We start from the raw sequence: 22155 nt of genomic DNA, 5'->3' as shown, positions 1-22155 counted from the left end.
CCCCCCCTGCCCCCCTCCCAACCCCGAGGGGGGAGAAAGAAGAGAGATTATTACTGCCTATAATTTGCCCTCGTGTTCGTCCTTACTTAGAGATTTCCAGAGAGAAATACAAGCACATACCATGATAATCGCAAAAGGAGGTGCTGCTGTGAGTGAAACCGTCTGCAAATTCTGCAAACCTCCAGTCATCAATAAGACTATTGCAAGAGCAGCCATTAAGACTCCCCAGACTCCCATTTTTGACTTTGAGGGATTCAGATCGCCGTGATTAGAGTACATTGACAATACAAATGTCGCTGAGTTCGCACTCGTTACAAAAAATGTCGTGATTAATACTAACATCATGACGGACATTAAGAATCCTAATGGGTAATATTTATAGAGCGCAAAGACTCCCACTGAAATATCCTTAGTAACTTGTGCCGCTATGTCTATACCCTTAACGAGCTGTAAATGTAATGCCGACGTTCCGAAAATTGCAAACCATGTGAAGCTACCGAGTGCCGGGACGATTAAGACTCCTGCGACAAATTCAGCAATCGTGCGGCCGCGTGAGATTCTCGCAACAAATGAGCCTACAAATGGAGCCCACGCAATCCACCAAGCCCAGTAATAAAGAGTCCAGTTTTTCAAGTGATCCGCATATTTTCCGCCGTATGGTGCCATCATGAAACTTTCTTTAACGAGCCCGCTCGTGAAATCGCCGATCCCTGTCATTAATGACTCTATAATAGGAAGTGAAGGCCCGACGAAAAATAATAATACCATCAAGAGAAGGCATATAAATAAATTCAAGTTCGCAACAAATTTAATTCCCTTGTCAATGCCGAGTACTGCCGAGCCTGTATATAATACAGCAAGAAATATAATTATCGCGACTTGTATCATTGTAGTCTTGTCAATGTGCATAATTTCATTAAGGCCGCTGTTTAATTGCAGAGTTCCGAGTCCTAATGATGTAGTAATTCCGGCCAAAGTCGCGAAAACTGCGAGAATGTCTACAACCTTCCCAAATATGCCGTCAACTGCTTTTTGACCGACTAGGGGGATAAATAACGAGCTGATTAATCCGGGGGAATTTCTGCGGAACTGATAATAGGCCATCGGCATGGCTATGACTGCATAACCTGCCCAAGGATGTAATCCCCAGTGAAAGAATGAAATCTGCATAGCGTCTCTAGCTGCTTGAATGCTGCCCGGCTCTGCTCCAAATGGAGTATTGCCAAAGTGTATTAACGGTTCGCCAGCTCCATAAAAAACGAGTCCGACTCCCATTCCCGCAGAAAATAACATAGCAAACCATGATATATTACTGTGTTCGGGTCTGTCTTCAGGGTTACCGAGTCTCACGTGCCTAAATCTGCTGAAGGCCATGCATATACAGAATAATACAAAACTGTTCATTGTGAGTAAATAGCCCCAGCCGAAATATTTTGTTAAGCCTCCGAAAAGTGAATTAGCAAAATTTCCGAAATTGTCGGGGAGAAATAACCCCCATGCTACTATTGCGAATGTGATTAATATAGAAATTATATAGACGGTGTTACTTTTTTTATTATTATCAGGCATAAATTTTTGTCAGTCCCTTCTTATTTATATGTATGCAAAATAACGCCGGAGACTTTGAACGCCCCCGGCATGATTTATAGCTTAAAACTTTGACGGAAATACTGTCGGCTCTTCTACTTTTGTAGCAAGTGCATCAAGTGCTGCTCCTACACGGCTTGTGCGTAACTGCCACTCTGCTTCCTTGCTGAGTTCAGGATCTCCCAAAGGATAAGGAACTGAAACTGTTTGTACCATTCTGTTAGCTCCAACAGTTTTTGCAACGTCGATTAAGTTGCACATTACTGTAACAGGAATCCCACTGCGCTCGATTTCTTTAGCCATCGTTGCACCGCAACGAGTACAGGTGCCTCAGGTTGAAGTCAATATTACTGCGTCGACATTTGCCGCGTGTAATTCTTGAGCGATTTCTTTGCCGAACTTGGCCGCAAATGCCTGTGTAGTTCCTGTTCCTACTGTTACATAGAAATAATCATAGAGTTTGCCGATTTTGCCCTGTTTCTCAAAATAACGCATTGCATCAACCGGCACGCCTCTATCAGGTACAGCGCACATAGCAGCCGGATCAAATCCTGCGTGAATTGTCTTGAATACTCCTTCAGGCAAATTATCAAGTTTGGAGATGTCATATTTGCCCCATTTTTGAGCACTTGCGCTTTGAATTCTGTCGGGGTTATCGACTGGAACGACTCCGCTTGATGATACAAGGGCGATAGTTGCCTTGCTGAGGTCTTTAACGGGTTCTGCGGGCGGAATTTTCTCCATTGCGGGAATTATTAACTCCGTCTGGAATTCCTCACCGTTTAATTTCTTCAAGAGCATATCTATAACTCTATCAGCTGCCATTATTCCATTAGGCTCGGGAATCTCTGAACGGACTCCGCGAGGGAAATAACCTTCTTGAGCGGCTGGGAGTAACTCTTCACCTTTTGCGATTTTCTTTGCGAAATTGGCCATCGGTGTAATATCTGCTTTCATGAATGTTGCTTTACGTCCGCCCTTGAAAATATAAGCGACTGATTTGTACTCTTCAACGCCGGGATTTTCTTCGTTCATTGAAGTAATGACAGGGACATTATAACGTTCTTTAACTGCTTTGCAGACTATACCGCAGCCGACTCCATAACGTCCAGCCATGAACGCAGGCCCAGCAAAAAATATCCCGAATTCCTTTGTGTCGAGAAACGCAAAAATTTCCTTGAGTGCCTCTTCCGTGTGATTCGTTATATAGTTATCGCCGCAAACGATTGTGTTTGTTACTTCGATTTCGGGCTTGACCATCGCATTTAACATCATTGAGCAGCCTATTAATCCATCATGGAAAATAGGAGTCTGGTCTGCCTTCTCTTCGCCGCCGATTTGTCCAAAAAATTGGTTAATATAATGAATAGCTTTCATGATTATTATTTCCCCCCTTTATATTAGAAGTCTGCACATGTCCTGACAGAGTAACCGCTGATGTGATTTGCGCAGAACATGCCGTTATTTTCCATTACAAATGAGCCGTCCGGTTTAATGCAGCCTTCCCATCCGCCTGAATTTCCGTCGCGTGCGAGTGCTTCAAGTTCGCCGATTACTTCCATACCTGCGGGGAATTCGTACATTTGTGAAACGTTGCCGGTTGTTACAAGTGCATTTGTTGCAGGATTCATTGAAACTAGGGGCTGGCTTGCTCCGTCGCGTCCTGTGCATTCGTCAGAGAGTCCTACTGTCTTGATTCCGAGTCTCTCAAGCTCGACTAACATAGCCGTATAATCAACGTCAGGATTTCCGTAGCCCTCTTCAACAACGACTGCGGCCTTTGCTCCTAAACTTGTAGCGATCTGACCGGCCATTTTGACGCAGCGGACTTTTTCGTCCATCTTGACATTAAGAGTCGACATGAGAACGCCCAAGAAATTAATTGTCTTTCCGTGCTGGGCATAAAGCCTCTTAATCATGGGATTGACTGCAAATTCATACGTAGAAATTTTTGACGATGTCGGCATGAATGAACCTGATACCATACAGCCGTCTAATAATTCATTCGGGTGCATAAAGGTCGGTAAAATGTGATTGCCGTCCCAGCCGTATATTAACGTATTGTAGCCCATTGCTTCCATTTGAGTTTGAGGCTGCAAGACATAAAGAACGCCCGGAAGTTTTTTCACGTCATCGCTTCTGTCGGGAATTGCGGGGAGGTCATAGACTTCTATATTTTCAGGCTCTAAATCTTTAACGCACTGGCCTATATATTCAGCGAGTCTCATTCCTGCCCAGCGTAGAGCGTGATTCTTCTTCTGCTGTTCGTGTCTCTCAAAATCTTCGTCAGTGTCAGCAACTAGAACTAAATTCGGCATGTCCCCGAAAATTGTATGATGCTGATATTTTCCGCCCATTGCGATAACTCCATCTTGGAATCCGCCCGCATGTTCGCCGACTACTATTAACGAGCAATCTTGCAAACAATGTGTCCTGCCTGAGCCTGCTACTTCCATTTCTGACAAAACGCCGGGGAATATTCCGTGTCCGCCTGAAACTTTGCAGCGCATTTCGACAGCTTCTTTTACGGGACATAATATAACATTGTCGCCGGGGTATACGATTTTGAGGTCTGCAGTCGTTATGTGTTCGTCCTCTTTTACTACCTTGAGCAGCTCTTCTTTATTTAACGTCAAGACTCCGGCCTCGTAAAAAGTTCTGTCGCCGAATTTAATATCCTTGACGTGGAATGCTCCGATTTCAAGTTTCATTATTGAATTTCACATCCTATTAAATTTTTAACTAGTTCACGCAAAAATTACGCGAAAATTTTTTGTGATTCTGATTTATTTATATAGCGATTACTGCAATGTTTTCATGACACATAAATTTTTATGAGCTGTCATCGTGTTTACACGCAAATTTTTCACGAATACGCCCGCTATTACTGAAGCACTTTCACGAGATATAAATTTTCCGTGTTTATTATGCAAATTTTCATGAATACTGTCCGCGATTACTGCAAAATTTTCACGAACTGACACGACACAAATTTTTATCTTCTATATTTCACTTAACATGCAAATAAACTCACGTAAAATAAATAGAATCCCTACTCATTCACTAAAAATAAAGTAAGATGCTTTGTAAAAATTTTTATGGAATAATTAATCTTTCAGCTTGAATAAAATTTTATTGCAGTCAAGTTCATAAAGCTATAACGAAAACTATTATATTTATGTTAATTCGATATAATATCATAGTAATTATTTTGCAATCCCAAAATTTTTTATAAAAGGGGGTAACATAATGAAGTTAAAAATTTTAGCTGTATCATTAATTGCTGTTCTTCTTGTCGGTTGTCAGGCTCAAGCAGTCAGCATTAAGGGCAAAGCAGTAAGCACGATTACTGATATTTTAAGCCACGCACGGGGACTCGATAATGTATCGGCGGGAGATACACATCTCGAAATTGAGAAGTCTTCATTAATGCGCTTGCTTTATAACGGACAAATTGATTTACTTTACAACATAGGCAGCGGGGGAGGCACTGATTTATCGCTGGGACAAATAAAGGACTATTCTACGAACCTTACAAATTTTGAAGGCGGACTCCTCACAGCATTAGCACGAACAACTTTTAACAATAAGAAAATTATAATCGCCTCATCAAGAAATATCACGGAGTCAAGTTCTAACTGGTTCTATGATTTATATTTCACAGCAGTAAACAATGATTTGAACGGTAAAATTTCGCAGTCCCGATTTGGCGCATGGCGTTATCCTAAACAATCAGGCGGCACTAATTCAGGCTACATTAAGGACATCAGGACGGGAATATTTGTTGAAGGCTTTGACGGTGAACTTGTTATGACTTCAACAATGGAAGTTACTAATGATAATATAGATAAGCCCGTGAAATTCAGCGACAAAAAAGTTAGTGCAAAATTTGATTTCTGGGCGTTATTTGCCAGCGAGTCCGGCGATGTTCAGTATAAGAAACTCGATTTGACTCAGACAAAAGACGGCTTTAATGCTGCGGCTCTGCGTGGAATCAAAAATGTTTCTGACGGCGATTGGAGCAAAATTAATAATCTCGATAACACAACTGCTTCACCGTATATTACGATAAAAACCGCTGCGGGAGATTTCAATCATGACGGCTACAATAACGAAATTGCAGTAATGACCGCTGATAGATGGGGGATTAATTTATTTGTCTATCAGATAACATATGAGAATAATAATTTTCTTATAAGGACAATGAAGGACTTAGGCAGAATTAACTCATATAGTAATAATGCTGCATTTAATGGCTGCTTTAACGGTTCCAGCACAATGATCGGCGGTGATATTGTAACGGGAGATTTTGACGGAGACGGCGAGACTGAATTTATAGCACTCTTTCAGGTAGATCCTGCACCTCAAGCTATTATTCCCACTCTCAAAGCCATAAAATATAAATGGAATAATAATAAGGGAGATTTTGACACCGTCGTATTTGAGCATAGATTTGCTTTCTCATATAGACATCCGATAGCTGCTAATAATTCTATTGGCTATGAACAAAGTACGTCCGGATTATGGGGAGGCTTGAAAGCAGCAGCACTTGATATTGACGGAGACGGAACAGACGAGATAGCTTTTATGGGCTACGAATGGGAACAAACTGATAGAGGTATAACAACAGAAGTGTATATCAATTATGCCAATAAAAAATGGGAGACTTTATTTAGATGGCAAGCGAGTTTAATATATAAAGCACGTCCCTGTGTTATGCTATTGAAGACAAGTACCGGCAATTTCAGCTATATTTTACGCGGTAATTTCATAGTAGATAAGACTTTCACGACTTCAGGCTCAGATATGGCTCGTGAATATGAAAAAGGTAAATACAGCTATAACATTCAGAATTATATGCTTTCACCGATTACACAAGATTCTTATATTCACGCGTTAGTAGATCATGAATTAACAATTGCGGCGGGGTCATTCTTTGGCCGGATCGGCTCAATGAAAGAATGTGATGATCTCGCTGTTCGTAATCATGACGGAGAAATTATAATCTTCAAGAGTAACGGCTCTGATTTTGAGCAGGCATATACTTTTGACTCGGGCGGAAATTCGGCACTGATTGCGGCAGATTTTGCAAATGAGGGTGTCGAACTCGGAAGGCCGGAACGCATAATAATTGAGAATGATAAAAGCTATACTACAGTACTTCAGGGAATCCCCTATCATGTTGACACAATAGCAGCCGACGGGAGAACTGTAACAGCTGAACCCGTAAATTTCTCCTACACAAAGGGCAGCAAGGTCGAATACTCAACAAGCAGCTCAGAATCCGACAAAAAAAATACTAAATTCAGTATGAGCAGCTCAGTAGAAACTATATTTGCACTAGACAGCGACGTGACTCGCAATGTAGTGGGCGGCCTGAAAACTGTTACTAATCTTTACGGAACTATTAAGAGTATTGCAGGAATAATTCCGGGTACTGATTCTTATGTTAAGGCAGTCGACGGCACAGCGGGCACAGTTTTAAATTTTCTAAATAAACTCACTGACAAAATCGAGAATATCAAACAGAGCTATGATAATGAAATCGAAGAGAAAGAAGTATTTCAATCAACTTTTTCAGATAGATTTGACGTAATTGCATATGTCTACGCGAATCAATATACATGGCGTTATCCTATTTTGAAGCCCGGTACTTATTTCGGAACAGCGAGCAGGGATCTAAAATATTTAGCTAAACAGGATTTCGTAACATTTAGCATTTACGATGATACAAATATGGATCATTTCTCGAATAATATTATCTATCAGCCGACTCACGAGAACGGGAATTTATTCTCATATCCTGCTGCTATAGCTAATATCGAGAATTATAATTCAAGACAGGCGGATTTAAGCGAAATCGTAGGCGTTCAATTCGGAATACCAATGACTATGGGCTTCACAAAAATTAATTCAAGCGAACACGAAGAGACATCATCAACAAAAGTAACAACCGGATATATATCGCAAGCTGCTTCACTCGTTGACAGTTTATTTAATACGAATATAGCGCGAGTTCCAAAGGGTTCAACAGGGCCGACCTTCACAAAGAAAACAAGCAGTCAAGAAAAATTTATGATTAATTTTGCAAATGCTGACGGTGCTCGTCTTCTCAATAATTACAGAATACAGGCTCAAGCATTCATTGCAGATAACGGGGCTTTAACTTGCGGATTTGCTGTGAATCAATTTAATGAATACTCCGATTTGTTCAATTCGGCCAGCTTATATAAAACTTTGCCTGATCCTTCTTTAGTGCTGCCTAATAAATTTGTCTTGAAAAATGCATCTCCACTTATTCCCGAATTTGGAGCAAATACAGCGCGTGAAATTGCTATGGAAATGCGCGGAGTGAGAATTTATGCGTCTGATTTTAATATGTTCACGACAAATAGACTCCTCCAAAACGCAAAATATAGAATCGACGTGCCTTTATATAATGCGAGCTTTAAGCCTGCTAATAATGTGAAAGTTAATTTATACTGGGTTCAAGACAGAACAGAGTCCGCACTCTCAAGCAAAATTTTTATAGACTCAACAACTGTAAATATGGCTGGCTGGTCTGACTCAGAAAATAATAAGACGTGGGCGAGATTTAATTTTACGCCTGTAAATATTCTTGCAAACAAGGCCGGCGAACACTATCAATTCTACGCAGTTATTGACCCTGATAATATTATTAATGAAGTTCACGAAAAACGGGACATAACTAAGGACTCAGGCGGAAATAATGAGGGCTACTTTGAGTTTTCAGTTGAAAATGTTACAAGCGTAAATAATACTCAAGCTAGAATCAAAGCAAGCAATAACGATTTTGAATTACCCGATATTACTTACAGCGGCTATAAAAAATGGTCAGATTTTTACGATTCAAAAATAGCAAATTCTGACGGCCCCGTTTATCTTGATGTTGTTATTACTAATAATTCTAGTTATACATTGCCTAATACTGAACTCAAAGCGGCATACGTTGATCCTGAAATTTGGCAGAGTGAGCAGCGAATCCCCTCTACAGTTTTCGGCCATTCATTTACAATCTTCCCGAATGAAACGTATAAAATCAGCGTCGTTATTGATGATTCTTTTGCTGATGAGATGAGAAGAGTCGGCAATGCGAATACATTTTGTACATATACTATGTTCTGGCTTAAAGATATTTTATCGCAGGATATTCTGAAGCCTGACTCTGATCCTGAACTCGAAGTATATAACAGCGGCTCAAATCCTAAATCAGACGATATAATTTATTATTGCGATACTCTAATCACGGAAAATTACGTGCTTTCAAGTGATAAGGCTTTATACTGGCGGATAAATGGAGTCTCTGAACTCATTAACAGCTCTGAATCCTCAAGCAATGATATTTATACGCTGCCGGTAATTGTAACGAGTCAAGATTTTAATATAGTCATTAATCCTGAAGATTCGGCACTTGTCATGACTGATAAATTTGACGTAATTATAAGCACTATTCCAAATGTAACACCTGCGGCAAATTATTCATTTATTGTCGAGATTTCAGAGGACGGCGAAAACTGGGAGATTTATGACTTATTAACGTTTGAAGCAGGCAGCCATAATAACGGCGAAATAATTAATTATGTCAGTTCAGGCGGCGGCTGTAATTCGGGATTCTCGTTTGTTGTGTCAAGTCTCATTTTAGCGGCATTAATAATCATACGCATAGCATAAATATTTATATTCCCTGTGCTTTAATGAGTGCGGGGGGAATTTTTTTATAACGCAAATCATTATTCACAAAACGAAATAATTACGTATTGACGAAATCACGCTACTTTAAGAAAATAACATCATCTGTGAAAATTTTAGGAGGTGAAATAACAAAAATGGCAATAACCGAGATCACAAAAGAAAACTTTGAGGCAGAATTCAAGAATAGCCCACTCCCTGCAGTGCTTGATTTCTGGGGGCCGAAGTGCGGGCCTTGCATGGCGTTAATGCCTAAATATCACGAACTCGCAGATAATCCCAAATATGAAGGCAAATTCAAATTCTGTTCGGTTGATACGTCAAAGAATCGCCGAGTCTCAATGATGGTGCGTCCGGCAGTAATGGCTCAGCCCACGTTCTTATTCTTTAAGGACGGCCAAGAGGTTGCAAGAATCAGCGGCGACGGCACAACAATTGAAGAAATAACGGCAAAAGTTGACGAGCTTTGCGCATAAGGTAACTTGCATAAAGTAAGAATATGACGTGGAATAAATAAAATTAATCAGCTTAAATCACTAACACAAAATTTATTATTAATCTTTAAAGAAGGGAAGGTGTCAAACATGGGAAAACTTGCAGGGAAGAAATTATTGCTTCTCGGTGAACGTGACGGCGTGCCGGGGCCTGCAATGGAAGCATGTTTGAAGGACAGCGGCGCAGAGATTATTTTCTCGGCCACTGAGTGTTTTGTCTGAACGGCCGCAGGTGCGATGGACTTGCAGAACCAGCAGAGAGTTAAGGACGCTGGAGAGAAATACGGAACTGACTGCATAGTAATTCTTGGCAGCTCTGACGCAGAAGGAGCAGAAATTTACGCCGAGACAGTTACAGCAGGAGATCCGACATATGCAGGCCCACTCGCCGGAGTCTCGTTGGGACTCCCCGTATATCACGTATTTGACCCTGTAATTAGAGCTGAGTGCGACCCCGCAGCTTGGGAAGAACAGATCAGCATGATGGAAATGGTGCTCGATCCTGACGCATTAACAGAAGCAGTTAAGGGAATGCGCGATCAATACAGCAAAGGCGTTATTGAATAAACATCGAATTATAACCGCCCGGGGAATCTCGAAATCTCCGGGCATTTTTTGTAATATATAAATGGAGAGTATATAAATCATGAAAGTAGGAATTAAGAGTTACTCATATTGCCTGAATCACGCACCCGAAACAGGCAGTCATTACGGCGGAACCCCTTGGGAAGCCATTCAAAGCGGCAAAGAGCAGGAATATCTTGACTCACTCCCGAAATTTTTGCAGAGCTATGATCACGCGCTACACTATGCACCGAATCAGACTTATATCGGCGGAATCTCTTATGAAGAATTCGAGTCAATGCCTACACCGTGGACTGCAAATTTATTACCTGATGAGAAATCAAAACGCTACGGAAAATTTGGCGAGATTATGCCCGAAGATGAGTTTTTAGGGCTTATTTCTGCGTCTGATGAGTTCGAACTCGTTTGGCTTGAAAAAAGTTTCGCCGAGGCAGTCAGCAAAAAATTAGCTGAAGATCCAGTTATAACTGAATCAATCGTAAAGCGTGTAATACGTCCTAAGAATATGCAGGAACTTGCAGACATTGAGAAAGAAGTATCAGAACGCGGCGCACTCCCTCTCTATAATAATAATGAAGTAGTCGGCTGTATCAGAATGGGACACCCTACAGATCATTGTTTGACGGCTCATGTCTTAATGGAAAATTTAGCGGGTAAGGCTTCCGGTGTGCTTGCATTATTGCATTTGCTCAAAAATAGCGGCTTAGATCCTAAAGATTTAGATTTCGTTATTGAGTGTTCAGAAGAAGGCGCGGGCGATGTAGGACAGCGTGCAGGCGGTAATTTTGCTAAGGCCATTGCTGAAGTAGCAGGCTGTGTGAATGCGTCGGGCTGTGATGTCAGGGGATTCTGCGCGGGGCCTGTTAATGCCATGATTAACGCGGCGGCTCAAGTTGCTTCAGGTGCTAGGAAAAATATAGCTGTTGTTGCAGGCGGTTCGATTCCTAAACTCTATATGAATTCACGCGATCACGTAAAGAAAAATTTATTAGCTCTTGAAGATTGCGTAGGAAGTTTCGCGGTCTTGATTGTTCCTGATGACGGCACAAATCCCGTAATGAGACTCGATGTATTAGGTAAGCACACAGTTGCAGCAGGCGGAGCACCTCAGGCAGTAACAAGCGCACTAACTTTTGAGCCTTTGACAGCAGCCGGATTAACTTTTGCAGATGTAGACAGATACGCACCCGAATTACAGAATCACGAAATCACAGAACCCGCCGGAGCTGGTAATGTACCTCTCGCAAATATAAAGATGATCGCTGCCCTTGCTGTAATGAAGAAAGCTATCGAGAAGGCCGACATGATGAATTTTATCAAGCAGCACGGCACAATCGGTTATGCTCATACTCAGGGACATATTCCCGCAGGAGTGCCATTTATCGGGCCGGCCTGTGAATTAATCAAAGAAGGCAAAATTAAACGCGCTATGATTATCGGGAAAGGGAGTCTATTTTTAGCGAGATTAACGAACTTGGCCGACGGTGCGTCATTCCTGATTGAAGCTCCTTCACCCGTTGAAAGCACGGCAAGTGTCAGCAAAGATGACATTAAAGCAATGATTCTTGAGGCATTAAGCGAGATTGCCGGAAAGTTGAGTTAATGCCATGTCAGACGCAATAAAAAAATTAGTCGGTGAGGCACTGAGCGACATTATAGAGACTGCTAAGACCGGCGGAAAGACAATTAGAGTCGGACTCATGGCTTCAGGAAGTGAACACGGCGCGGAAGAAATCGCAAAAGGAGCAAGACTCGCACTGCAAAATTCTAGTAACGTGATTCCCGTCTTGATCGGCCCTAAAGTCAAAGGCTATGAAGATTTAGAGTATATAGAATGTGAAGAGTCAGAGATTCCCGCAAAATTAGAATCCTGCGTGAAAGAAGGCATTATCCCCGGAGCTGTTGCTATGCACTTCCCATTTCCTTTAGGTGTAACAACAATCGGGCGGGTATTCACACCGGGGCGCGGCCGTCCCATGATTCTAGCGTCAACAACTGGGACATCTTCAACTGTGAGAGGCGAGGCAATGTTACGCAATGCAATTTACGGAATCGCAGTCGCAAAATCACTCGGAATAAATAATCCTACAGTGGGAATATTAAACGTTGATACAGCACAGCCGGTTTTCAGGGCTTTAACTCATATGAAGGAACGCGGCTATAATATCACTTTCGGGACTTCAACGAGGGCAGACGGCGGCTCAGTTTTGCGCGGAAATGATATTTTATCGGGAGCTGTCGATATTTGCGTAACTGACACTTTAACGGGCAATGTGCTTGTAAAAATGTTCTCGTCATTCACAACGGGCGGATCTTATGAGGCTTCAGGCTGGGGCTATGGTCCTTCATGCGGTGAGGGCTGGAAAAATGTAGTCTCTATTGTGTCTCGTGCGTCAGGAGCTCCTGTTATAGCAAATGCGCTTGCTTTCACTGCGAGTGTTATAGCCGGAAATTTGCCCGAAAAAGTTTCAGACGAGTTAAAAGCAGCCCGCAAGGCCGGACTCGATGAAGAAATTGACTCGCTCACTCCTAAGGCAGCACAGGCAGAAGAAGATGTTAAAGCACCTCCTGCAGAACCTACAGATGACGAATTACACGGGATTGATGTATTAGAGATCGATAACGCCGTAAAAGTTTTATGGAAAGCCGGAATTTATGCAGAGAGTGCTATGGGCTGTACAGGACCGGTTATAAAAATGCCGGCCAAGCATATGGAGAAGGCTGCCGAACTCTTGAAAGCGAACGGGTATTTATAAATCGTGGCTTGTTTAGCGACATTCAAGACAACAAGTGCGGCTTTAATGTTTGAGAGAACTTGCAGGGCTTCAGGGATTCAAGCGAGAATTGCGCCAGTTCCTAGAAAATTATCATCAAGCTGCGGGCTTGCGTGTGAATTCCCCTGTGATATGCGTCAAGAAGTCGAAGATATTGCACTCACAAAAAAAATTCAGGTCGCCGGTTATCATGATATAAATGAGTGATATAATATCTCGTATCATGACAATAAAAACTTTCAAGCATTTAACGTGAACTTGACGAATTAATAAATCCCGGTCGGGATATTGCAAAAATTTTAGAGAGTTCGCTTATATATCAGCAATAAAGAAAGAAGAGACTCAGGAGTGAATAAAAGCTCTTGAGTTTTTTTATTGTCGAAAAATTTATAGTAATTTAATAATTTTATATTTTATAGGAGGTTTTATCAATGGACGAGCTATTAAATCTCGTAGTTGAAGCCAATAGTTTTTTATGGGGAATTAGTTTTCTCATTCCGTTATTATGCGGCACGGGCTTATTTTTCACGTTGAGACTCGGATTTGTCCAGATTACTAAATTCGGGACGGCCTGCAAAAAATTATTTGGCAATTTCTCGTTATTCGGTGAGGCTGCCGGCTCTCATGGCATGTCATCATTTCAGGCACTTGCAACGGCTATAGCTGCACAGGTCGGGACTGGAAATTTAGCGGGTGCAATGACTGCTCTTGTATCAGGAGGCCCGGGCGCAATTTTCTGGATGTGGGTCGCTGCGTTTTTCGGAATGGCTACAAATTTCGCTGAAGCCTGCCTCGCACAAGTTTACAAGACACGCGACAAATCGGGCCACGTTGTAGGAGGACCAGCCTATTATATTTCACGGGGACTCGGTAATAATATTTTCTCGAAATTCTTAGCTGCTTTCTTTGCTGTCTCGATAATATTAGCACTCGGCTTTATGGGCAATATGGTGCAGGCTAATTCAATCAGCAACGCATTTAATGACGCTTTCGGACTTGACACAAAAATTGCCGGTGCAGTTCTCGCAATATTAGCAGGCTTAATATTTATCGGAGGAGTCAAGAGAATCGCTTCTGTAACTGAAAAATTAGTCCCTATTATGGCAATATTATATGTCGCAGTCGGACTCGTTTTAATAATTATGAATGCTCATCATTTGCCCGCTGTATTCGGTGAAATTTTCTCATGTGCCTTTGCCCCTCGTGCAGTCTGGGGAGGTATGGCCGGAGTCGCAGTCGCCCAAGCAGCAAGATACGGAATCGCCCGCGGTTTATTCTCAAATGAGGCCGGTATGGGTTCAACTCCTCACGCCCACGCAGTAGCAAATGTAGCTCATCCGGTTGAGCAGGGAGTTTTAGGCATTATAGCAGTATTTATTGACACGTTTGTTGTCTTAAATATTACAGTTTTTACTGTCATGTCATCGGGAATTCTTGAAAATAATTTCGTTGACGGTCAAGCAAAATTAAAGGGAATCGGGCTCGTTCAAGCTGCTTTCTCTGAACATTTCTTAGGCTCATACGGTGCGCCTTTTATTGCTGTGTGCTTGTTATTCTTTGCTTTCTCGACGATTATAGGCTGGTATTATTTCGGAGCCAGCAATATCCGTTATTTATTTGGAGCTAAGGCATTATTACCGTATAGAATTCTCGTGATGATATTTATTTTTACTGGCAGCGTGCTAAAAATTGATCTCGTCTGGGAGCTTTCTGACTTCTTTAATGGGATTATGGTAATTCCGAATTTAATCGCGATTTTATTCTTGAGTAACAAAGTAGCTAAATTATTGAAGGAATATAACGAGGGCATCGCATATAAACCTGAAAATTTCCTGAATTAAGCATTAAGAATTAATAATTAAGCAATAATAAAAAATTTTATGGACATGATAAGCATGATAAGAATATCGCGTAAAAAAATTAGTAATTCTTGCATTGACGTAATTTTTCTGTCAAGTATAATGTCATGTATTCATAAAATCATTTCGCTAGGTATGAGAGAGAGTCTCACTTTTCGCAATACACTAACGAGACCGCCGAAGGGGCAAGCACGCACGAAACTCTCAGGCAAAAGAATTATATCTAGCCTGTACTCTGAAGCTAAAATTTGCAACAGATGCTAAATTAAGTAAGTCAGAGGAGGAATCAAATTTAATGCAGCACTTCACACTTATCAGCAATAATAAATCCCTGTGTGATAAAGTTTTTTCGCATGAATATATTGACGGGTCTGCGCTTGATGTATTAATTCATGTGAGAAGCCTTATACATTTAGGGAGCATTTTATTGACTCATCCTCTGTGCGGAAATCTCAGGCCTAATCATCAACCATTTAGATCCGTAATACTAAATTTTAAAAATGGGCTTGTAGATTTGGAGTCTCTCTCGCTCATTGAGAACGCCGTTCACGTTTATGAGTCATGCAAGTTAATTAATATTCACGAACTCGACGAATTAAAGCGCGTTGATTATGCATTTATCGACTATGAGCTTATGAGAGAAAGTTTAGAGCAGTATAAATTGATTCCCCGTGAGTCAAGTTTAAAGCCTGCTCCCATGCTATTAATTTAGCAAATTATTTAATACTTAGAAGGAGGGTTTATAGTTGAAACTCGAATTACACAGACTCAACGTAAAGAGTCTCAAATTTGGAGACAAAACGGGATTTGCTGATGGAGTCTTAACTGTCAACAAGTCCGAATTACTCGCGCTGATTTCAGAAGATGAACTACTCGGAAAAAATCTCGACGTAGATTTAGCTATGCCCGGTGAAAGTGTTCGAGTTATGCCCGTAAAAGACGTAATCGAACCGCGATTTAAGCTAGAGGGCAAGGGACAAGTATTCCCTGGAATGATTAGTGATGTCGAAACAGTTGGAGAAGGCAAGACGCTTGTTTTATCCGGCTGTGCAGTGCTGACGGCTGGGAAGCTCGTGAGATTCCAAGAGGGAATTATTGACATGTCAGGGCCGGGCGCAGAGTATACGCCTTATTCACAGACTTGTAATGTCGCATTAGTTCTTGAACCTGCTGATCCTAATATGGACAAACACGACTACGAGAAAGCATGCAGGACAGCCGGACTCAAAGCTGCAAAATATCTCGCTGAATCATGCAAAGATGTCAAAGCCGACAAAATAGAGTCATACGAGTTCGCTAATATTCGTGAAGCAATGAATGCTTATCCCGAACTGCCAAAAGTCGGCTATTTATACATGCTGCAGACTCAAGGATTACTGCATGATACTTATTTATACGGCGTTGATGTCAAGAAAATTTTGCCGACTATTATATCGCCTCTCGAAGTAATGGACGGTGCTATAGTCTCAGGAAATTGCGTTAGTGCCTGCGACAAGAATAGCACTTACTCACATCAAAATAATCCGGTTATAGCAGACATGTTAAAGCGTCATGGGAAAGATTTTAATTTTGCTGCTGTAATCGTTACGAATGAAAATGTTACTCTTGCTGATAAGCGCAGAAGCTCGACATATGCCACGAAATTAGCAAGTATGCTCGGACTTGACGGACTCGTTATTACTGAAGAGGGATTCGGGAATCCTGACGCGGATTTAATAATGAATTGCTGGAAAGCTGAAAGACTCGGCATTAAGACAGCTTTATTAACTGACGAGTACGCCGGCCAAGACGGAGCTAGCCAATCACTTGCTGACTCATGTCCTGAAGGTAATGCCTGCGTTACTGCCGGGAATGCAAATGAAGTTATTGTCCTGCCTCCCATGAAAAAAGTTATAGGCTATGCAGAAGAAGCTAACGTAATTGCGGGCGGCTGGAACGGCTCACTTGCTGAAGACGGCACAATCACCGTAGAACTTCAGGCAATAACAGGCGCAACAAGTGAATTAGGTTATACGAAGCTCGGAGCTTACACGCTTTAAAATTTTTAGGAGGTGAGAGAAATGGCATTCAAAATAGTACACTATATAAATCAATTTTATGCGAATATAGGCGGAGAAGAGAAAGCAGACTACAAACCCGAAATAAGAGACGGAATCGTAGGGCCCGGTATGGCGTTAAAAGCTGCATTCAAAGGTGAGGCCGAAATCGTTGCGACAGTAATTTGCGGAGATTCTTATTTTGCGTCAAATATGGACGAGGCAACAAAGACGATTCTTGACATGATCCGTAAATATCAGCCTGATGCATTTATCGCGGGGCCTGCATTTAACGCTGGACGTTATGGAACAGCCTGCGGGGCTATGTGTGCGGCAGTTGCGAAAGAATTTAATATCCCCGTAATCAGCGGCATGTATCCTGAAAATCCCGGCGTCGAAATGTATAAGAAATTTGCTTATATCGTCGAGACTCCTGACAATGCAATCGGAATGAGAAAAGCTGCTCCGGCAATGGCAAAACTTGCGCTTAAACTCTTAAAAGGTGAGTCAATCGGCAAGCCCGAATCAGAAGGCTATATCGAGCGGGGAATCCGCAAAAATATGTTCTATGAGAAATTAGCTGCAGAACGCTGTGTAGACATGTTTGTTGCGAAATTGAAGGGTGAACCTTTCGAGACTGAATACAAGATGCCCGTGTTTGACAGAGTCGACCCTCAGCCAGCCGTCAAAGATTTAGCACATGCAACTATAGCACTTGTTACTTCCGGCGGAATTTGTCCAAAAGGTAATCCCGATCATATTGAAGCGTCTAGTGCCAGCAAGTTCGGCGAATATGATTTAACGGGCGTTAATGATCTCACAAGCGAGACTCACTGCACAGCACACGGAGGCTATGATGCTACTTATGCAGATCAGGACGCTGATAGAGTTTTGCCCGTTGACGTTATGAGAGATTTAGAGCGCGAGGGAGTTATCGGCAAGTTACATAATAAATTCTATGCTACTGTCGGAAATGGTACGAGCGTTGCTAATGCTAAGAAATTCGGCGCGGAAATAGTTAACCGCCTTGTACGTGATGGAGTTACAGCCGTAATTCTTACATCGACCTGAGGAACTTGTACTCGTTGCGGTGCAACGATGGTCAAGGAAATCGAGCGCAAATTACCCGTCGTCCATATGTGCACAATCGTGCCTATTTCGCAGACTGTAGGAGCAAATAGAATCGTCCCAACGGTAGCAATTCCTCACCCGCTCGGAGATCCTACAAAGACTCCTGAAGAAGAAAAAGTTATCCGCCGTAAATTAGTTGAGCGCGCATTAAAGGCTCTTCAGACGGACATAACAGAACAGACAGTTTTCACGGAATAAGTAAAAAATTAATATTTACTGGATAAATAATAAATTACCGGGAGGCTTTTTACGGCTTCCCGGTACTTTTTTTGCGATTGATTAATTAATTTACAGCTGTGATTGATACCAGTAAGCTTTGCCGACTTTCTCGATTAATTCAAGCTGCTGCTCGCCCCAGTACATGTCTTCTTCTTCGTCTTGATAATATTCTTTCAAGATGTCATATGTCGTGTAATCGCCTCTTGATTCCTCGACTAAACCAGCAAGCCACGCAAGACCATCTTTTGAAACCTGTAAATCATACTTCACAAAATCAATAGGATCTTTGCAAATTGGAGCTTCTTTCTTGGCCTCAAGTTTTAACTCTCCGCCTAAATCAAGAATCCTGTCAGCGCACTTGATAACATAATCGCGTTCTTCTTTTGCGTGTTCTGCGTACTTGTCAGCTAGTTTGCTGAATCCCTGAGCCGCGAAAATTCTCGCCTGTAGTTCGTGGCCGTCTGCCTGCTGTGCTAAATCCGTTACGATTACCTGCAAGCCCTCTAAAATTTTTTTCTTGTCTGACATAAATATATACCTCCATAATTAATAAAATATTTCCGGCTCGAGTCTCTTTGTCGCTGCTTGGCCGAATGATTTCATTATATCAGTAACTTGTTCACTTGTTGAGATTATTGCGTGCTTAGGACAGCGATTTATACAGCCCCAGCAGCCTATGCATTTATCAAGATCAAAAGTTTTTGACTCTATATTTATAGCGTCAACCGGGCAATTTCTCACACAAGTCCCGCACTTAATACACGAGTCAGAAATTTTTTTAGCTTTGCATTCTTTAGGGAGTGCGTAGGGCTCATCCCTGTGAGTCTCTCTATATGCAATTACTTGTTTGCCTAATTCCCATGATGTCCAGTTAGTTTTTGGCAGCTCATGCAAAATTAAATCGCCTGATAAAATTTTCTCGTAAGATTTTCGGCCGAATTCGCGCATTATTTCTTTATCGTGTGAGTCGGGCCGTCCTTCTGCGATTGAGTCCTTCATTGAGTGGCGCGCTATAAATGCTCCCATTGCTGCAACTTTGAAGCCGCATTTTTCCGCCCGTTCTAACATTTCATTTAAAGCAATTCCATAATAGCCGTTGCCATATGAAATTACGCCTATAAAAGGGGTATTGTCAGCTTCAAGACAAGCAAATAATTCTTCAGAAAGTGTGAATAATTTTCCGGCTGTCATACTGCCCATTATTACAATATCATCACGGGTAAATTTATATTTTTTCCTGCGGCTCTCTGATGTCAGCAAATTATGAGACTCAACTTCTAAACCGTCAAAACTTTTCGCGATTTCCTTCACTATTTTTTCTGTTGAACCGCTCGGACTGAAATATATTAAATGCAGAGTCATAATTATCCCCTCTTGTCTATAACGTCAATAACTTCACCGATAAATTCATAGTGAGTCGGGTGATCGTGTTCTGTGTAGAAATTTTTAACGTCTTGAGTCAAGTGTTCAGGGTTGAACTGCTCCCAGTAAAGTTTACGGCATATGAAAGTCAAATTTGCCTCGCTGAATATAATAGCGTGTTCGTGCTCTTCAGGCGTTAATGATGTAAGCGCAAATTTATCGCCGTCACGTCCTGATTTTGAGCCTAGAATCGCTAAATCACGTCTATATTTCATGTCAAAGAATGAGACCGAGAAATTTTCATGTTTCAACAAATATTCAGCCGTATAACGCAGGGGATTCACGTAAATTGTGAGTATCGGGCGCGATTGATTAGGCAAGCCCCATATTTCGCCCATTGATCCCCAGCCTATTGTACAGCCGTCAAAATCTTCACGAGTTCCCGCCGCAGCAAGTCCCCATTCTTTATCGAAAATATTAAAGACTTCATATTGCTTGCTTCTGAAATCCATGATAAAAATTTACCTTATCATATGACACCGGGATAAATTCCGGCTTTACTTTGCGTTCAGGCAAGGGCGAGTCAGAATATCCCACTATAACAGACGCAAGAGCATCATAACCGTCGGGAATTCCCAGAGCTTTTCTCACGTCGGGGCGATTCCTCATTGCTACAACGGTCGTATTGATTCCGCAGCTGGCGAGCCCTAAATTTGTAGCCTGCAATTCCATATTCTCAATAATTGAGCCTACGTTCCAGAATAAATTAATATTCATTAAGTGTGCTTGCGGGTTCTCGTTCTCGTTATAGATTTTGCCCGATAAAATTATCCATACAGGCGCATTATATAGATACGGGCGGGGCATCTTCACGGGAGTGTCAGGAGCTGCAAAAATTTCGGCCGCTGCATCGTCTGCAAGTTTCATAGCGTCCTGATTAGTAACTACACTCAAGTGCAATTTATGCCAGTGCACAATCGGAGCTAACAAAGCCGAGTCGATAATTTTCTGTATTGACTCGTCATCGGGCATTTTGTCATTATATTTGCGGGTCGAGACTCTATGCGTTAAAACTTTCTCGAATTCCATTTTTTAGGCTCTATAAAATTAATCAAGTTTCATGATTAAATCCTGCTCTAAATTCGTAACTCCTTCAGGCGTATGAGTCGATAAATAAACGGTCGGATTATTTTTCACGAATTCACGGACTCTGTTAAGAGTATCGCGGGCGGCCTCTAAATCTTCAAATATGATTGATAATTTATTCGCGTGGAGTGCCGCATCAACGTATGTAACATCACCGTGAAACATGTAATATTTTCCGTCATTCTCGGCTATTACGATACTATTGCCCTTAGTGTGTCCCCGTGCCTTAATGAAATAAACTCCGTCGGCTATTTTCTGGCAGTGTTCAAAATTTTTATAAGCTCCGTCGGTGTATTCGCAGCGTATTATATTATTGCCGGTCAATTTCAAAGCGTCTGCATCTTCAGGGCCGATATAAATTTTTGCGTTCGGAAAACTCTTTAATTCGCCGGTGTGATCGGGGTGCTTATGAGTTACTAAAATTTTTGTAACCTGCTCGGGCTTATATCCGGCTGTTTCGAGTGCTGGTATATAGTCATTAATTTTAGTATACCCCTTAAAAGGAGTCCCGGGCGCAAAACCTGTATCAACTAAGATTACTTCATTGCCCGTGTCGATCAAGAAATTTTGAAGACTCCCGGGATATTTTTTTTCAGGATTGCCGTCGCTCTTGTTTTCTCCGCCGAACAGGAAATCTTCGCCGAATTCCCCGCCCTCGAATAGTTTTACAGCCTTAAATTTCATTGTGAATAAATCTCCCCTCATTAATAAATTTATTATATTATAGCGATAATTCTTTTTTCTCGCCGGCCATTGTTGAACAAGTTGCGCACCCTTCATCTAGATAAAATACTTCGAGTTTTCCGTCACCTACTGAATAACTTTTTGCAAGCGCGGGCATAACTTCAAGAACTTTTTTCTGAGTCTCCGGTGTCGTTGCAAATTTCACAGTCCCGGAAATTCTAAGAGTGTTCATATTTTCGTCAATGGCTGTGATTTCGACTTTAGGATTAGCTGCTAATTGCTTGCATAGTGCCATAGTGTTGTCGGTCATAAAAGCTAATTTGCCGCCGCATTCCATGATAAAGCCCATAGGACGGACGTGAGGGACGTTATTTTCTGATGTTGCAAGGAAAAATACTTTTGACTTCTGGAGAAATTCTAATACTTCTTTCATGAATAATTCACGCTCCTTGAAAATTTATGTAACAGATTTTAGAATTAAGATACATTTTGTGCAAGAACGCAGTTTTTACGTATATGGTATAGAAAACGTACTGATTTTATTTGATTTATACGAGGGAGAAATTTT

At 41.6% G+C, this 22155-nt stretch carries 20 protein-coding genes and 1 riboswitch; of the genes, 10 read left to right on the top strand and 10 right to left on the bottom strand.

Features of this window, described 5'->3' with window-relative positions:
- Nucleotides 1–57: 57 nt before the first annotated feature.
- The 4 genes from IJS99_01590 to IJS99_01575 all read right to left on the bottom strand — a co-directional run bounded on the left by IJS99_01590 (nt 58) and on the right by IJS99_01575 (nt 4571).
- Nucleotides 58–1569, bottom strand: coding sequence for a BCCT family transporter (locus IJS99_01590; GenBank protein ID MBQ7560514.1), 1512 nt, complete (start codon nt 1567–1569; stop codon nt 58–60).
- Between the two features lie 81 nt (nt 1570–1650).
- A complete protein-coding gene (locus tag IJS99_01585) occupies nt 1651–2967 on the bottom strand; it encodes a glycine/betaine/sarcosine/D-proline family reductase selenoprotein B (protein ID MBQ7560513.1) in 1317 nt (438 codons plus the stop codon).
- Between the two features lie 20 nt (nt 2968–2987).
- A complete protein-coding gene (locus tag IJS99_01580) occupies nt 2988–4298 on the bottom strand; it encodes a glycine/sarcosine/betaine reductase component B subunit (protein ID MBQ7560512.1) in 1311 nt (436 codons plus the stop codon).
- A 90-nt stretch (nt 4299–4388) separates the two neighbouring features.
- Nucleotides 4389–4571, bottom strand: a complete 183-nt coding sequence (locus IJS99_01575; GenBank protein ID MBQ7560511.1) for a hypothetical protein — start codon at nt 4569–4571, stop codon at nt 4389–4391.
- 265 nt (nt 4572–4836) lie between these two features.
- Here IJS99_01575 and IJS99_01570 point away from each other — a divergent pair, with 265 nt between their 5' ends.
- From IJS99_01570 to grdB, 10 genes are all read left to right on the top strand, one after another.
- On the top strand, nt 4837–9279 hold the full coding sequence (locus IJS99_01570; protein MBQ7560510.1) for a hypothetical protein: 4443 nt from the start codon (nt 4837–4839) through the stop codon (nt 9277–9279).
- A gap of 155 nt (nt 9280–9434) precedes the next feature.
- Nucleotides 9435–9773 (top strand): thioredoxin, encoded by a 339-nt coding sequence (locus tag IJS99_01565; GenBank protein MBQ7560509.1) that lies wholly within the window; start codon nt 9435–9437, stop codon nt 9771–9773.
- A gap of 108 nt (nt 9774–9881) precedes the next feature.
- Nucleotides 9882–10358, top strand: coding sequence for a glycine/sarcosine/betaine reductase complex selenoprotein A (locus IJS99_01560; GenBank protein MBQ7560508.1), 477 nt, complete (start codon nt 9882–9884; stop codon nt 10356–10358).
- A gap of 76 nt (nt 10359–10434) precedes the next feature.
- Nucleotides 10435–11979, top strand: coding sequence for a glycine reductase (locus IJS99_01555; GenBank protein ID MBQ7560507.1), 1545 nt, complete (start codon nt 10435–10437; stop codon nt 11977–11979).
- Between the two features lie 4 nt (nt 11980–11983).
- Nucleotides 11984–13132 carry a glycine reductase gene (locus IJS99_01550; protein ID MBQ7560506.1) on the top strand — a complete coding sequence of 383 codons (1149 nt, stop codon included), beginning with the start codon at nt 11984–11986 and terminating at the stop codon, nt 13130–13132.
- Between the two features lie 3 nt (nt 13133–13135).
- Entirely contained in the window at nt 13136–13357 is a 222-nt protein-coding gene (locus IJS99_01545) for a DUF3343 domain-containing protein (GenBank protein MBQ7560505.1), read from the top strand.
- Between the two features lie 224 nt (nt 13358–13581).
- Nucleotides 13582–14991 carry an alanine:cation symporter family protein gene (locus IJS99_01540; protein ID MBQ7560504.1) on the top strand — a complete coding sequence of 470 codons (1410 nt, stop codon included), beginning with the start codon at nt 13582–13584 and terminating at the stop codon, nt 14989–14991.
- A gap of 144 nt (nt 14992–15135) precedes the next feature.
- A riboswitch (glycine riboswitch) is annotated at nt 15136–15239 on the top strand.
- A 65-nt stretch (nt 15240–15304) separates the two neighbouring features.
- Nucleotides 15305–15721: a GrdX family protein gene (locus IJS99_01535; protein ID MBQ7560503.1), complete on the top strand. Its 417-nt coding sequence runs from the start codon at nt 15305–15307 to the stop codon at nt 15719–15721.
- Between the two features lie 34 nt (nt 15722–15755).
- A complete protein-coding gene (locus IJS99_01530; protein MBQ7560502.1) occupies nt 15756–17048 on the top strand; it encodes a glycine/sarcosine/betaine reductase component B subunit in 1293 nt (430 codons plus the stop codon).
- Between the two features lie 21 nt (nt 17049–17069).
- The gene (gene grdB, locus IJS99_01525; protein MBQ7560501.1) at nt 17070–18374 is read left to right on the top strand and encodes a glycine reductase complex selenoprotein B; all 1305 of its coding nucleotides are present in this window, start codon (nt 17070–17072) and stop codon (nt 18372–18374) included.
- Between the two features lie 90 nt (nt 18375–18464).
- Here the strand turns inward: grdB and IJS99_01520 are convergent, their stop codons facing one another.
- Genes IJS99_01520 through IJS99_01495 form a run of 6 tightly spaced genes read right to left on the bottom strand, consistent with a single transcriptional unit; the run spans nt 18465 to nt 22020 of the window.
- Nucleotides 18465–18923: a hypothetical protein gene (locus tag IJS99_01520; GenBank protein ID MBQ7560500.1), complete on the bottom strand. Its 459-nt coding sequence runs from the start codon at nt 18921–18923 to the stop codon at nt 18465–18467.
- A gap of 18 nt (nt 18924–18941) precedes the next feature.
- On the bottom strand, nt 18942–19757 hold the full coding sequence (locus IJS99_01515; GenBank protein MBQ7560499.1) for a 4Fe-4S binding protein: 816 nt from the start codon (nt 19755–19757) through the stop codon (nt 18942–18944).
- Between the two features lie 2 nt (nt 19758–19759).
- Nucleotides 19760–20269 (bottom strand): flavin reductase, encoded by a 510-nt coding sequence (locus tag IJS99_01510; GenBank protein MBQ7560498.1) that lies wholly within the window; start codon nt 20267–20269, stop codon nt 19760–19762.
- Entirely contained in the window at nt 20244–20846 is a 603-nt protein-coding gene (locus IJS99_01505) for a nitroreductase family protein (protein ID MBQ7560497.1), read from the bottom strand. Before IJS99_01505 ends, IJS99_01510 begins: the two co-directional genes overlap by 26 nt.
- Nucleotides 20847–20864: 18 nt before the next feature.
- Entirely contained in the window at nt 20865–21587 is a 723-nt protein-coding gene (locus tag IJS99_01500; protein ID MBQ7560496.1) for an MBL fold metallo-hydrolase, read from the bottom strand.
- A 37-nt stretch (nt 21588–21624) separates the two neighbouring features.
- Entirely contained in the window at nt 21625–22020 is a 396-nt protein-coding gene (locus IJS99_01495; GenBank protein ID MBQ7560495.1) for a pyridoxamine 5'-phosphate oxidase family protein, read from the bottom strand.
- Nucleotides 22021–22155 lie beyond the last annotated feature (135 nt).

It is taken from the genome of Synergistaceae bacterium, assembly GCA_017444345.1.
In the GTDB taxonomy this organism is placed as follows: Bacteria; Synergistota; Synergistia; order Synergistales; family Aminobacteriaceae; genus JAFUXM01.
This window is presented reverse-complemented; position numbering and strand designations above follow the sequence as displayed.